Below are 15600 nucleotides of genomic sequence, written 5' to 3' on the forward strand. Positions count from 1 at the left end.
TTAAATAATTATCTATTGATATGCATTTCATTATTAAATGTGATGAATAGCTTTGAGGTCTATGTAACGCTTAATAGATAGTTTACGTAAATTTATTGAAACTAAAATCGGTATAAATGAGAGCTAACGTTCTAAATTTTAGAAAGGTATAAAAATGTGGATTGATGCTTGCGATTCTCGACTTGCTAATGGTCTTTTGTAAAGCTAGATAGTTGAAAGAAACTGTCGAATAGATCGGATGTGTGCATCCTTTTGACTTATATCTTCGAAAGTTTTAGATAAACAAGCGCCCAAGCCTATTCCATCAATACCAGCTTCTAACCATTCAGAGGCATTTTCTAGATCAATTCCGCCCACGGCGACCATCGGAGTATTCGAGAATGGCCCACGAATGCTCTTATAATAATCAATGGACAAAACTCCCGCAGGAAAGAGTTTTATAATGTCAGCACCATACTGTGTAGCGTGATTAATCTCTGTTGGCGTAAACGCGCCCATTAACACCGGGATATCAAACTGATGAGCAAGTTCAACAATATGACGATCAGTATTAGGAGTCACCAAAAATTGAGCTCCCGCATTGATAGCATATTGTGCTTTTTGAGTGTTGGTAATAGTGCCAGCGCCTATTAGGATCTCAGGGTAATGCTTAATAGCAGCTTTTAGCTCAGTTAAATATCCTGGTGTATTAGATGTGATTTCGAGGCATTTAATGCCACCTTTAACCAAACTGTCAATGCAATCGGCAACCTGATTTTGTTCTTTCAAACGAACAATCGCGATGACTTTTGAATCTAAAAGCGTTTGCGTAACATCACATCTACTAGGCATCAATTGACCGTTTTCATTGGTTTGGATAACTACTTCTGAAAATGCCTCGCTGCATTTTCTGTCGCTGACTCAATGTGTTTTTTCATTGAGTTGCGCGCCGCAATGGGGTCGCGTTGTTCTAACGCGGTCAGGATTGCTTGGTGCTCACTGATAGACGGGTGTATACCTTCGCTTCTAATGCGCTCTAAAAATGAAGTGCTTAGCATTGATTCATTTCTAAGCTTCCACAACCAAGAAACGACAGACTCAATAGCGCTGTTTTGGCAAGAGCGAGCAATAATTTCATGAAAGCGTTGGTCAGCTTTTTCTGACGCGTCTGGGCGTTTTTCTTCTTCTTCCATGTCGCGCACAGCTTGTCGAAGTTCATCTAGCTCTGCGCTGGTTATCCGAGATGCTGCAAGCGCGCAAGCTTCTGATTCAATCAGTTGCCGTATTTCTAAAATTTCGAAGGGGCCAATGCCAGTATCATCCAACGTTAGTGAATTAATAGGCTTAGATTCTAAAGCGTATATGCCCGAGCCAGAGCGGATTTCAATTACGCCTGTCATCTCTAGCGCAATCATTGCTTCTCTAACCGTTGGGCGGCTGACCCCAAGTTGCTCTGCTAACTCTCTTTCAGATGGAAAACGTTCACCGGGTTTAATAGTATCGTTCTCTATTAAACCTCTAAGTTGTTCTGCCACCTTCATGTAAAGACGGTCGTTCTTCACTACCTGTAATTGCAACGACTTCATTGTTATTCTCTTTTGCGATCCAATTTCATTGATAAAACTTTACTCATAAAGCATTCTAGTTTGTAACAGAAATAACTACAAATGCAAAAAACCATAAAGCATCACAAATTTCGTAAAGAACTGGTCGTTATTCAAGCAATAATAAAAACCTATCAGTCAACAGGACGCATGTAACATGATTAGCTTCGTTTCATTAGCGCTGAAACTGCGTGCATCACTCCTCTTAGCTCTGCTAGGCCCTTTAACCTGCCCATATAACCATAGCCAGGTTTTATATCGGCTTGTTTGAGTTCGTCTTCTAATAAGTGACCGTGATCCGGACGCATGGGAATGCCGCACAACGCACTGGGTAATCCTTGATTTCGACGCCTTTTTTCTTCACTCATTAGGGCCTCCACCAGCCCGACCATATCATTGTCACCATCGAGGTGGTCTGATTCATAAAATGAACCATCTTCTTCTCGGGTAACATTGCGCAGATGCACAAAGTAAATTCGCTCACAAAACTCTTTGACCATTTGTACTAAATCATTATCACCTCGCGCACCGAAACTGCCCGCACACATGGTTAAGCCATTCGCATCACTCGGGTAAGCCGCCAGTAATTTACGCGCATCTTCAGCCGTTGATACGACTCTAGGTAGACCAAAAAGTGAAAACGGAGGGTCGTCTGGGTGTATGCACATGCGCGCACCATATTCTTCAGCAATGGGAACGACTTCACGCAAAAACGCGAAAAGGTTTTCTCTGAAACCTTCAGTGCCTAGTGTAATAAATTCTTCGATGGCGATTTTGATTGTGTCTCGGGTATAAGATCCCTCACCTCCCGGTAAACCAGCAATAATGTTTTTCTCTAACATCAAGCGAGCAGATTCTGGCATCGCGTTAAATACCTGCTCTGCTTTCGCAACAACCGCAGCGCTGTATGACTCACGAGCGCCTTCACGTTGTAACATGAATATATCGTACGCTGCAAAATCACTCATCTCAAATCTTAAGGCGTGACTTTGATTAGGCAGTTGATACATTAAATTAGTGCGCGTCCAATCAACCACTGGCATGAAGTTATAACAGATAGTATAAACGCCGCATTCGGCTGCATTTTTAACCGATTGCTTATAGTTTTCAATCAACTGACGATAGTTTCGTGAGCGCGTTTTAATGTCGTTGTGTACAGGAATACTTTCAATTACTTCCCATGTTAATCCTTCTGCTTCAATCATCTCTTTACGGGCATTAATATCTTCTTTTGTCCAAACGTCACCCGTTGCTACTTCGTGTAACGACGTCACAATGCCGCTTGCACCCGCTTGTTTGATTTTTCTTAACGTAATTGAGTCACTAGGACCAAACCATCTCCAAGTTTCTATCACAAGGATTACCTTTTTAAATGAGCGAGAACTAAAGGCTATTCAGTCTCCGCTTTTGCTAATTGAACTGTTGTTAAACTTATATTTATATTTTGGCGACTTTATATCTCAATACTTTCAAGGATTTCAAAATAGTGGTCGCCTTCATCCTATCAGTCTCAGAAAACTACATACGGTACTTCAAGCCAAGGAAGTAGCGAGTGCCAGAATACTCAATTCTATTAAACGCACCACGTGCAACACGTTGCTCAACGTAAGGTTCGTTAGTTATATTGATTACCTGGAACCGCCCCGTCCAGTTTTTCGTGATTTTATAAGACAAATCAAAATCAAGAGAAGACTGGTCATCTACATAGCGATTTGTTTGCGCTAGGCTTGGACCAAACGGCTTTAAGTACTCCGAACGAAACTTGTATGACAAACGCGCTGATACTTTATCATTTTCCCAATACACCTGAGAGCTGAGTGTATTGTCAGATAAGCCTGCTATATTGGCGGGTACAATTTGATCCCGCACCTCATCGGTGATAGAACCACCAACCTCTGGTGTTTTAAAATCAGAGTCAGCGTGATTATAATTTATCACCAGACCCAAGCCGTCAAAGGGTGCTGGCAACGAACTAAATCGATGTTGAGCAGTTAACTCAAGGCCTTTGATACTGGATGATTCATCCAAAATCGTGGGTCTACCATCTACTTCCACCTGATAAGTTTGACCATCTACAATGATATTTTCGACTTCACTTTGTGAATCAAAACGCGCATCAAATGACTTGTGATAAATCGCTGCTGACAGCAAGGTATCAGCGCCCATAAAGTAATTTAAACTTAGGTCAAGGTTGTTTGACTCCAATGCTTCTAAGAAAGGATTACCTCGAGCTCTCACATTATCTTCTAAGGCTTCAACCACCGACGTAAATTCATCACTTGAGTCCACCCCACCAATTTCACGCCCTGCACCAAAGAACCACATATCAGGTCTAGACAATGCTGAATATGCAGCAAATCGCAGTTGTAAGTCATCAGTCAAACCGACGCTTAGATTTAAGCTAGGTAATGTATTACTAAAGTCATTGTTAATGACATTTCGTTCGGTATCCGAGTTTTCATTAAACAGGATATTGCCTTCAGGATCGGTCTGTACGGAATATGAATTGCGTGTACCAATAGATTCAATGTCGGTCATCACATGGCGAATCCCAAAGTTACCATCTACCGGAATATCCCCCCATTCCGTTGAAAACGATAGCATCGCATAGAGCGAAGTCACATCTTCGCTTAGTACCACATCACCCGATGAAGGACTGCTAGGGTCGACAGATAAGTCGTTATCACCCACTAGCACGTTATAAGCGCACTGAGTATCGTAAGTCGCCCATTGAGACACTGGCGAATTTGCGTCTTCACCATAGTCTTTTTGTGGCCAATCAATCGCACAATTCGCACCCACTTGTGCTAGTTTATCATCACGCTCACCACTTGGTGTCGCTAGCGAACGGCGCTCTTCTTGAAAGTTATCGTGGTCGTGGTTTGAGCGATAGACTCCCACTTTAACGCTGTTAAATACATCGCTTTCAAGCAAATAGTCAAAGTCTAAACGATAAGCAGTAATGTTATCTGAAATGTCAAAACGATAGTTTCTTGCTTCGCTATTGGCATCAAAAAAGGTCAAATCTTGAATGCTATTTGTCCAATCAAAAGAAGAGCCTTGTGGATCGTCAAAGTTAGTATAAACATTGGTGACATTTAGAAAGTTGTCGCTGCCTGCATTTGAAACGTCGTAATAAAAACGGTCACTTCTAAAGCGGGTATACGTGCGAGTTTGATAGCGTTCAGTGTCAGAATATGAAGCATCAAAATTGACATTGAGTTTGTCTGTCGCGTTCCAATCAACATTCACGCCAAAACCTTTATAATCCTCATTACGGACGCGATATTCTCCATATGAGCTAATTCTTGAGTTACCACTATATGACTCAAGCGCACCAGCATCATTAGCCTGCCAATTTGCGATGCGACGACGACCATCATCGAAAAGCAAGTCATGTCTATCTTCAAAGTAATTTCGGCTTGAACTTTCAGCATCAATATTGATGTCGAGGTCTGAGTTAGGTTGATATTGAAGCGCAAAGATCATGGCATCTCTGTCTTCTTCAGATTTCATTTGGCGATAAAAAAATGAATTGGGTATAAAGTAATAAGGCCCGTCCTCTGCATTTCCGCCATTTGCAGCGGCATTGGAATCACTAAAGCTACAATTGCTGCCGCCGTCGAGCGCAAAATCGGAGTTACAATTTCGCAGTGTAGAGCTTGTATTATAGCTCTCTTCAGGAGCTGAAACATCAGCGCCGGCATAACCTATAGCAAAGCCAAGTTTTCCACCACTGTCTAAATCAAAGCTATTTGTATAGGAGAATGATGGTCGATAACCTATACCATCTTCGCCGTTTTGCCTTGCGTGATACGGATTGTAATTTACGCGCATTTCAGCCTGAAAGCGCTCTTTTCCATAATCAATTGGTTTGATTGTTTTTAGATCAACTGTACCCGATACCCCACCTTCGACAAGGTCAGCTTGTTGTGCTTTGTAAACAACAACCCCGTTGACAAGCTCGGATGGAAACTGACTAAAGGCAACTGAACGATTACCACTGCCTGAAGATATGGCGCGACCATTAACCGTAGAAAGACCTAAAAATGGCCCTAAACCACGAATTGAAATTTCGCTTGCGTTGCCTTTGAAGCGATCACCTGCAACCCCCGTTATCCGCTCTAGTGTTTCAGCAACTGACAAGTCAGGCAAAGCCCCAATGTCCGCAGACGATAAAGCATCTACGATAGTGCTCGCATTGCGTTTCTCTGCAATTGCATTTCTGTAAGATTCAGCGATGCCTGTGACTTCAATTACCTCAAAGCTTTCTTCAACTTTTTTGTCGCTTGCAGTTGTGTCGCTCTGTTCTTGCGCGAATGCATTCAAGCTGATCAGTGCCATGGATGCACTAACCGTTGCGGCTATTAAACTTTGTTTAAAGGTTTGTCTAACGGTATGTGTAGGTCTTACTTGCATGTGATGCTCCGGGCTATGTGCCTCATTTGGTCTTATTAACAAATCCTTTACATAGATTCCGCAAGAACGGTCATATTGTCAAGTGGTCATGCCAATTATTTTAAGTGACTTTGACAGAAAACACCAAGAAAATGTTTTAAAATAAATCTAAAACATTGTTTTTTATAAGTATTAAATATTTAAAATATCTTTTTAAATAAATTGAGAATTGTGAGGAAAATATATGTTTAATAAATTTTGTTAGCCAAATGTAAATATATTCTCTTGCTTTTCGATAAATTTGATTGCAAACTACAAAAATTGGTCATGCCACATTACCGGATATTACATGTTATTTATTTCGCATTGGCTTAAAGCATAAATACGTAAAACTGAAAACGAGCATTTGAAAATGAAAGAACAACGAAAGCATAGCAAAGACGCACTATTTTCGGTGTTTACCAAAACCCTTAAACTTGATTCACTGAAATAGGCACTAGCAATGTATTCAATTTTAACAAGGACGTTTTTTATTCTGCTTTTAAGCCTGTCAGTCACCTTGACTGTATCAGCTGATGAACAACGACTTGATAAACTCTTGTTGTTGGATGCAGATGCACTAGCAAATGCAAAGTTCAATTTATATACGAAAAACTCGAGTAACCTTTTTGCTGTACAACTCTTTTCTAAAGCTGAAGCTTATGCAGGTTCACCGCCCTTAAGTGTGACACAAAATCAGTCGCTACCCGAAAGCGGAAACTTACGCGACTACTTTACAATTGGGCCTTATTGGTGGCCAGATGCATCGAAACGCGACGGCTTACCTTGGATAAACAAGGATGGTCAAGTTAATCACCGTGTTCGGGGGCCAAACTCTGACTCAAAGCTGTTTGATAACCTAGCTGAACGCTTAAAGGTACTATCCCTTGCTTACTATTTTTCTGGCAACAGTAAGTACTCCAAATCAGTAGAGCGTCATTTGCAAGCTTGGTTTCTTGACAACGATTTAGGCATGACACCACATATGTCATTTGCACAGGCAGTGCCCGGAAAATCAAATGGCAGAGGCATCGGCATCATCGAAATAAGAAAAATACTCGGCGTGCTTGATGCAATTACACTTACCTCACCAGCATTGAATCAAAAAACCAAAGACAATTTAGACACGTGGTTTAGCGTCTTTTTAGGTTGGTTAATCGAAAGTAAAAACGGTCAAGATGAGGCTAAAAAACGCAATAACCACGGCACATTTTATGATGCGACATTGATCGGTTTGGCTTCATATTTAGACATGCCAGAACTAGCTATTCAACTCATGACAAACTCAAGAAAGCGCGTATTTACGCAAATTGATGAGCAAGGAAAACAAGCACACGAATTAGCGCGCACCAAACCTTTTCATTATAGTGTCTTTAACCTTTATGCGTTTAGTACGATAGTGAACATGGCGCAACGATTAGAAACGTCACTTTTCTCTGAGGGCAGTAGAGAGGCAATTCGTCTAATTAGCGCTCATAATTACTTGTACAACAATTTAAATACTTCGACGATTTGGCCGGGTGAACAAGAAAAACGTTTACCAGTAGAGCGTTTAATTGCTACAAGCACATTGCTTCAGCAAGTTTACACAGACATAAAAATACCGCCTTTTAATGATGAGCTCTTAGCCAATCATAAAGAAGCACAAAAAGAACGGATACGTTGCAGTTTATTAAGTAAAGGGCGTATCACTGACGACTCACAACAAATACAAAGCCAATATCTGGTAATGCTAGATCAACGCAAGCTCTCAGACTCGCTGGCACTAAGAGAACGTCTATCAATTTATAAACCTTGTAAAATATTACAGTAGGAAGTCATCATGCTAAAGCGATTAAAACCGTCATGCTTAACGAAAAACCAACATAACAATTGTGGATTCCTTGTCCGCTTTATTCTTTTGTTGTCAATATTGAGTACCGCATCACATGTGCAATCCCACTCTCATTCCAACAAAGGTACTAGTGGCCTAATAAGCCTGACAAAGCATGCAACGAAACAACATAGCATTAATGACAACTGGGGCTACTTTGAAAACAATGCAAGTTCAGTTAAAGAGCTTAATCAACGGCTTAGTTCTTCCAAGTATGGCGCCTGGGTATCGTTAAACCTGCCTCATACTTGGAATGCGTTTGACACAGTTGATCAAACCCCTGGCTATCGGAGAAGCGCGAGTTGGTATAGCCGTGAAATCGACAGCAGTGAAATCAATCAAAGTGGGCGCACTATTTTATATTTCGAAGGTGCTAACTACGAAACACAAGTGTATCTAAACAACCGCTTAGTCGGAGAACACATCGGCGGCTACATCGGCTTTCGTTTCGATATCACTGACTTTCTAAACAAAGAGCAGCAAGCTGTTAATCGCTTATTGGTAAGAGTATCTAATCACTATAACCCTAACCTAATTCCTTCTCAAAAATCCGACTTTTTCTTATTTGGTGGCATTACACGTGATGTTTGGTTAGAACATACGCCAAACACTTACATTACGCGCACGGCTGTCACGACACCTCGCGTGAGTAAAACGAGCGCAAGCACCCTCGCCAGTGTTAACATCCTTGCAGACAAAAAAGCCAAAGCCACATTAATCACCGAAATCATCGATGCACAAGGCAAAACAGTTGCCAAAACAAGCAAAAGCTTGCGTTTAAGCAAGGGTGATAACAATGCCGAGCTCAACTTGCCCGACATAAGCCAGCCTACATTGTGGTCGCCCGATTCACCAAACCTTTATCACCTTAATGTACAACTCAAGATAGATAATCAACTAACGCATAGTGATTCAGAACGCTTTGGTTATCGTTGGTTTGAAATGCGCCCACACCAAGGCTTCTTTCTCAATGGAGAGCGAGTGTTAATTCGCGGCACACACAGGCATGAAGAGCATGCAGGAGTTGGCGCAGCCGTTTCTAACGAACAGCATAGAATTGATATGCAGATGATCAAAGACATGGGCGCAAACTTTGTTCGCTTAGGTCACTACCCGCAAGATCCCGAAGTGTATAAAGCCGCTGACGAATTGGGTTTATTAATATGGGATGAACTTCCTTGGTGCCGTGGTGGTAAAGGCGGTGAAGAATGGGAGCGCAATACCGAGCACCAATTGCAAGCGATGATCACGCAAAATTACAATCATCCAAGTATCATTTTTTGGTCTTTGGGCAATGAAATGTATTGGGAAGAAGACTTTGTGGGCGGTGGTGCAGATGAAGTCATTAATCCCTATCTCACCAAACTCAACGATATGACAAAAGCGCTTGATCCACACAGGCTCACCACTATCCGCAAATACTATCCGGGTTGGGACATCGTGGATGCATTTTCACCCAGTATTTGGGCTGGTTGGTACGGCGGTTCATACAACCAGTACGAAGAAGCACTGACTAAAGCAATGAAACAATACCCTGCGTTTTTGCACATGGAATACGGCGGTTCGAGTCACGTAGGCCGTCATACCGAAACACCAGTAACCGAAGCTGGTTTGCGTGGTGCCCAAGTATCAGTTGAAGAAGCAGTCAATCAAGCGGTAGTGCGCAGCGTGGCAAAAGACACCGATTGGAATGAAAGCTATATCGTTGACCTATTCGATTGGCACTTAAACGTTTCCGAAAGCCTGCCTAACTTTGCAGGAAACGCGCAATGGGCATTTAAAGACTTCGGTACACCACTGCGCCCAGAAAATCCATTGCCTTACATGAATCAAAAAGGCTTGGTCGACCGCGAAGGTAACAAAAAAGATGCCTACTACGTATTCGCCAGCTACTGGAAAAAAGAACCTTTCTGTTGGATCGAATCAGACACGTGGACACATAGAAATGGCCCTAATGAAGGCCGCGACGTAACTGTATTCTGTAACACTCAAGAAGCAGAGTTGTTTTTGAACGGAGAGTCATTAGGTAAAAAAACCAAGCAAAAAGGCGTTGTGCCAGCGGGCGGTTTGGTTTGGCAAGTTCCGTTTAATGAAGGTTTAAATGAACTAGACGTTAACGGTTTCATTGACAACAAAAAAGTCGCTGAAGATGCGCGCGAAATCACTTATTTGGTCGGCAAACACGGTAAGTTCGACCACATCAAACTTACGGCCAAAGCGTTGGGCAATAATCGTTATTTAATCGAAGCTGAGGCACGTGATAAAAAAGGTAATCGTGTATTGAGCTACCAAGAAAGAGTCAATTTTTTCAATATTGGCGATGAAGGTCAGTTACGTGAAAACTATGGCACTCCTACTAAAAGCAGCACGATTGAAATGGGCAGTGGCTATGCAGCGATTGAATTTATTGCAGGAGATAAGCCAAGTACGATTGAATTTAGAACACAAAATATAAAAGGTGTGTATGTTGAAGTGCCAGCCGCCAGTGGAAACACTGCGCGATCGATGGGGCATTAGCATGGCAGGCGTCCACTGCAAAGCATCGCTAAATTGCCTGTTCACCGCTATTGGCTGCCACTGGTTATGGAGTAGTAGATGCAAGTTAACATAAGGTTTTCAGTTAAAGAAACGTTTACTGAAATAAGTTAATACGATCAATCAAAGAAATGGATAAACCATGCAAATAAGACATTCAACCAACCCGAAAGATGCAAAACACTACGATACGTCGCGCCTGCGTGAGGAATACCTAATTGAAACACTCATGGTAAACGATGAAATCACATTAATTTATTCACAAATTGATCGTGTAATTACCGGCGGCGCAGTGCCAAAAACAAAAGCGCTAACCCTATCAGCAGGCGACGCATTGCGTGCAAGTTCATTCTTACAACGCCGTGAACTAGGGATCATAAATGTTGGTGGAACAGGTACTGTAACCGTAGGTGAGCAAACATATCGCTTGGACCGACTAGACTGTCTATACATTGGGCGAGGCAAACCTGATCCAGCATTTAGTAGCGATGATGCAGCTAATCCCGCGCTTTTTTATATGGTGTCAACACCAGCTCACACCGAATATCCGACAAGTAAAAGTACTCAAAACGATGCTAATCCCATCCATTTAGGCGCATTAGAAACCAGTAACAAACGCACAATTTATCAGTACATACACGAAAAAGGCGTTCAAAGTTGCCAACTTGTCATGGGACTCACCATCCTAGATATAGGCAGCGTCTGGAATACCTTCCCGGCGCACACGCATGATCGTCGAATGGAAGTCTACTTTTATTTCAACTTAGAAGAAAATGATCGCGTCATGCACTTGATGGGTGAACCCCATGAAACACGCCATATCGTTGTCAAAAACCATCAAGCGGTATTATCTCCAAGCTGGTCCATACACAGTGGAGCTGGTACACGTAACTATGGATTTATATGGGCGATGGCGGGAGAAAACCAAGCTTTTGACGACATGGATGCAATCGATTTAGACCACTTTAAATAAACGCGAGAATTATATGACAACATCTCTTTTTGATTTACACGGAAAAGTAGCCTTAGTGACGGGTGGCTATAAAGGTCTAGGCTTAGCTATGGCAACAGGTTTGGGAGAGGCTGGTGCTAAAATACTGCTTAACGGTCGCAAAGAAAACGCGGTCAATAAAGCCTGTGAAGCCCTAAATGCCAAAGGAGTTGATGCGTGTGCTGCGATTTTCGATGTTACTGATTATGATAACTTGCAAGCCTGTATTGATGAATTAGTGATGACTCATGGTGGTATAGATATCTTGATAAACAATGCGGGCATCATTGCAAGGGAGCCACTGAAAAGTATGCCGGTTAATGAATTCCAACGCATAGTAGATACTGATTTAACCGCGCCATTTGCAGTCGCACAGGCAGTGTACCGCCATATGAAAGTCCAAGGACATGGCAAAATTATCAATATCTGTTCGATGATGAGCGAATTGGGACGGGACGGCGTTGGGGCCTACGCAGCTGCAAAAGGCGGTCTTAAAATGCTCACTCGAAACTTAGCAACTGAATGGGCCAGAGATGGTATTCAAGTCAACGGTATCGGCCCTGGTTATTTCGCTACTGATATTACAGCTCCTATAAGAGTTGACGGACACCCATTCAATGAATTTATTATTAATCGCACGCCTACAGGAAGATGGGGAGATCCAAGTGAACTCAAAGGAACTGCCGTTTTTCTCGCGTCTAAGGCATCCGATTTTGTAAACGGCCAAGTTGTGTATGTCGACGGTGGAATTTTGGCAACAATAGGAAAGCCAAGCAATGAAGTTTAGTCAGATGAAAATTCTATCCTTGTTTCTGTCATTGCTGCTTATAAATGCTTGTTCAAAACCAAGTGAAAGTGAGCAAACTTCCTTGGACATAACGGCTGATCATCAACAAGCCAACCAACATTTACTTTCAATTCTGACTATAAAAAACACAAGCACGCTAGCGTTCGAAAACGTGCCAGTGACGGTGACGAGAGAACAGCTAATCAACGAGATAGCAACTGAAGAGCTTCAGGCTAAGGCTATTTTAAACCCTCGCCTTAGCTTGATTACTGATGGCCAACGCCTAACTAGCCAACAAGACGATCTAAACGCTGATGGAAAATGGGATGAATTGGTGTTTTTAATAGATTTACCAGCTAATGATGAGGTGCTCATCCGTGTTGAAAGCCTTCCTACTATTAAAATGGTGCCACTAAACAACAGCACCAATATCCGTTTTGCAAAATTTTCTAATCCCGAGAAAACAAGCGCTACAGAACTTTCAGTTTTATCGCGCAGTGCACAAGGCCTTGCTAATGACTTTGCCCGCCAATTTCAAATGGAAGGTCCATCATGGGAAAATCAACGAATTGGTTTTCGCTCATATTTTGACGAACGCAATGGTTTTGACATTTTTGGCAAAACACATTCTGATTTAGTATTAGACACAGTAGGACTTGGGCAAAATTACCATGAAATGCAAGACTGGGGAATGGATATCCTCAAGGTAGGACGCTCTTTAGGCGCTGGCGGATTAGCATTTGTTGACCCGTTGGCTAATGATATTGAGCAAAGATATAAGCGCCTTAGTCAAGCGAAAACAAGTCGCTTCACCCTAGTTAAAGAAGGGCCAATAAGGAGTATTTTCGACATTGATTACCACGCATTAAGTTTTAATGGAGCGATCTTCGATTTAAAGCATCGTATTTCAATATGGTCAAAGCAAGACCATTATGTTGGCCAGGTTACAATCAGCGAGTCTAGCTCCCTCCCTTTCTCGTTAGCAGTTGGGATTGTAAACTTTCATGATGCAAATTTAGATAGAATTAAAGCAGAAGGTACAAGTCTATTGAGCACTTTCGGTCTGCAAGCTGAGCTGAACACGTCACTGGGCATGGCTGTTTTATCTCGCGCAAACCAGCATAGTTCATTTGACTCAATCGGTGAATCAGTAACAGGCATTGAACGATCAGAACTGAGCATTTTTAAGCCCAAAGTTAATGAAACAATAGAGTATCGGTTCTACGCAATTTGGCAACCGCGGTTTAAAAACATCGACTCAATAGATGCATTTACAAGTAAAATGAAGCGTGAAACCGAAATGCTAAGAAGTATTGAATTCTCATTCTAAATTCTATTATGAGTTTAACTGAAGGCTATGCGAGGTGTTGAAAGAATGATATGTTCTTTAATAAACAAAGCACTAAGCTTGTAGTAAAGTCCTGAAAGGAAATCTATATGAAGTTTGTAATTTTGGCATTGGTCATCGTCGCCGTCATTTTCTTAATTATGAGAAGTGCCAACAATAAAAAAGATGCGCAAGAAAACATTGCAATTGGCGAGCAATTTTTGCTAGAAAATAAAGGCAAAGAAAGTATCACGCAAACCGAGTCTGGCCTGCAATATGAAATTATCTCAAAAGGAGATGGCGAAGCGCACCCTTCTGCAAACTCAGTAGTTAAAGTGCATTATCACGGTACCTTATTGGATGGCACTGTATTTGACAGCTCCGTCGACCGCGGTGAACCCATCAGCTTTCCATTAAACCGAGTGATAAAAGGTTGGACCGAAGGCGTACAACTCATGGTCGTCGGCGATAAGTTTCGCTTTTTTATCCCTTCAGAACTTGCTTATGGAAATCAAGGTACGGGGGCGATTAAACCTGGTTCAACCTTGGTTTTCGAAGTTGAATTACTCGCTATTGAGTAGCTTATCTATTGAAGTAGTTTTTTCATTGCCACGGTAAGATTTGTTTGCATTTTTTGCCCTACTCTTCCAAGTTCTGCATATTCTTGTTCTTGATTCATTAATTCTATATCGCTACCGAGACCAATAGCAGCTTGAGCTACGACGGTGAAAGCTCTTCCACCTTGATAGTTCGGAAGGCATACATGCGCTAGAACAACATTCTCGGTCGCCGAGCGTGTTTCACTTATTCCCCACCCTATTTTTTGAAACACTCTCCATTCGCCTTGAGTGTGTCTATCCAATATTTTTTTAGCCAATTCAAGATCATTATTGATGTTTTTCGCAGAAATGGCTTGTGCAATTGCTATCTGTAACATATTGGAGATACCGTTTTTCATACCGCCAATTGGCGAGCTAGCGGACAAAACTGCATTTCCATAGAACAAAACATCTACATCCTGCTGTTCTAGATAAGGATGACGAGTTTCTTTATGTGATTGATGAGTGGCTAAGCGTTTTAGCCACTCTGCTTGGGCTAGCGTATACATGGGTTTATTGCCCGTTAGTCCGCAATCACTGCATCGATATGCTAGATAGCCAGGATCGTCAATCGCGGTTTCGTAATAACGCGTTTCAAGTGAAAGGGCTGTAGTACCTAAACTTACTATTTCATCGTCAACTTCAAGAGCAAACGGTCCATATGCACCGCGGAAAAAAGCGCCCTGTTGACTTAGATTCAACCACTCTTGGTAAAACAAATCGGTTAAATAATCACGTCCGGCTATATTGGCAAAAAGACTCGCAAGCGCATTTGAGTCATCAGGTGATAGTCCCGTTTGTTCGTACGAATTAATACTGCTAATCATATCTGCTATCGCAATGTCGCCAATGAAGGCGTTTGCGCCTAAGGTTTTATTTTGTGCACGTATTTTGGCCATCGCGGCTGAATATGCTTGAATTTTTGATGAACTCCATGGCTCATACAACTCAGTTTGTGTATGAGCATTTGCCAAATACCTAAAACCCACATTTTGATCCAGCTGTTTAAAATCAATAACCAAGATTTTTCCATCATCGGCGCTTATATTAAAAAACGTCCAATCATGAGCCACACGACTTTCCCAATTGATAAGCTCAGTTTGACTTTGCTTGTTTGTTTTAAACTTGTTCGCTGGTGAATTTGCATTTTGTGGAGATAAGCAAACACTTGTCATTACATGCGAATAATTTGCCTTAGCCGGCATTATTGGCGTGGCATTCATTACTTTATTAAAGTACGTTCCTAAATTCACATTATTGGCTTGATTAGTGACTTTAGTAGTTGCCGTAGCATCGCATGAAATGATTATGAAAGGAGCGATTAATAGAAGGAAAAAGAGGTTTAGCAAAGACGTATTGCTCACCATGAGCAGCTCCTAAATTTTATGGACTCAAGTAAATAAAGTATGAACTATTTAATTTAGCTTGTGCACTCCAAATTTTCCCTCGACTGAACGATGGTTATTAA

General features: G+C 41.8%; 11 protein-coding genes. 6 read left to right on the forward strand and 5 right to left on the reverse strand.

All coding sequences use genetic code 11. The features are described from left to right. Window positions 1-204: 204 nt before the first annotated feature. From KUL10_RS16350 to KUL10_RS16365, 4 genes are all read right to left on the reverse strand, one after another. On the reverse strand, window positions 205-831 hold the full coding sequence (locus KUL10_RS16350; RefSeq protein WP_110430024.1) for a bifunctional 4-hydroxy-2-oxoglutarate aldolase/2-dehydro-3-deoxy-phosphogluconate aldolase: 627 nt from the start codon (window positions 829-831) through the stop codon (window positions 205-207). A gap of 29 nt (window positions 832-860) precedes the next feature. After that, window positions 861-1565, reverse strand: coding sequence for a FadR/GntR family transcriptional regulator (locus tag KUL10_RS16355; RefSeq protein ID WP_233499866.1), 705 nt, complete (start codon window positions 1563-1565; stop codon window positions 861-863). Between the two features lie 179 nt (window positions 1566-1744). Further along, window positions 1745-2938 (reverse strand): mannonate dehydratase, encoded by a 1194-nt coding sequence (gene uxuA / locus KUL10_RS16360; RefSeq protein WP_110430025.1) that lies wholly within the window; start codon window positions 2936-2938, stop codon window positions 1745-1747. A gap of 163 nt (window positions 2939-3101) precedes the next feature. Continuing rightward, a complete protein-coding gene (locus tag KUL10_RS16365) occupies window positions 3102-6002 on the reverse strand; it encodes a TonB-dependent receptor (protein WP_110430026.1) in 2901 nt (966 codons plus the stop codon). A 481-nt stretch (window positions 6003-6483) separates the two neighbouring features. Between KUL10_RS16365 and KUL10_RS16370 the strand changes: the two genes are divergently transcribed. The 6 genes from KUL10_RS16370 to KUL10_RS16395 all read left to right on the forward strand — a co-directional run bounded on the left by KUL10_RS16370 (window position 6484) and on the right by KUL10_RS16395 (window position 14114). After that, window positions 6484-7833 carry an alginate lyase family protein gene (locus KUL10_RS16370; RefSeq protein ID WP_110430027.1) on the forward strand — a complete coding sequence of 450 codons (1350 nt, stop codon included), beginning with the start codon at window positions 6484-6486 and terminating at the stop codon, window positions 7831-7833. A gap of 9 nt (window positions 7834-7842) precedes the next feature. Continuing rightward, the gene (locus KUL10_RS16375) at window positions 7843-10410 is read left to right on the forward strand and encodes a glycoside hydrolase family 2 TIM barrel-domain containing protein (protein ID WP_110430028.1); all 2568 of its coding nucleotides are present in this window, start codon (window positions 7843-7845) and stop codon (window positions 10408-10410) included. 160 nt (window positions 10411-10570) lie between these two features. Then, window positions 10571-11401 (forward strand): 5-dehydro-4-deoxy-D-glucuronate isomerase, encoded by an 831-nt coding sequence (gene kduI, locus KUL10_RS16380; protein ID WP_110430029.1) that lies wholly within the window; start codon window positions 10571-10573, stop codon window positions 11399-11401. A 13-nt stretch (window positions 11402-11414) separates the two neighbouring features. Continuing rightward, window positions 11415-12206 (forward strand): gluconate 5-dehydrogenase, encoded by a 792-nt coding sequence (locus KUL10_RS16385; RefSeq protein WP_110430030.1) that lies wholly within the window; start codon window positions 11415-11417, stop codon window positions 12204-12206. Continuing rightward, entirely contained in the window at window positions 12196-13536 is a 1341-nt protein-coding gene (locus KUL10_RS16390) for a DUF4861 family protein (RefSeq protein WP_110430031.1), read from the forward strand. The genes KUL10_RS16385 and KUL10_RS16390 overlap by 11 nt, the downstream gene beginning before the upstream one ends. Before the next feature lie 107 nt (window positions 13537-13643). Further along, window positions 13644-14114 (forward strand): FKBP-type peptidyl-prolyl cis-trans isomerase, encoded by a 471-nt coding sequence (locus KUL10_RS16395; RefSeq protein WP_110430032.1) that lies wholly within the window; start codon window positions 13644-13646, stop codon window positions 14112-14114. A gap of 5 nt (window positions 14115-14119) precedes the next feature. Here KUL10_RS16395 and KUL10_RS16400 read toward each other — a convergent pair whose 3' ends face one another. Continuing rightward, a complete protein-coding gene (locus KUL10_RS16400; RefSeq protein WP_110430033.1) occupies window positions 14120-15499 on the reverse strand; it encodes a hypothetical protein in 1380 nt (459 codons plus the stop codon). Window positions 15500-15600 lie beyond the last annotated feature (101 nt).

The organism is Glaciecola sp. KUL10, from assembly GCF_003203515.1.
Lineage (GTDB): Bacteria > Pseudomonadota > Gammaproteobacteria > Enterobacterales > Alteromonadaceae > Glaciecola.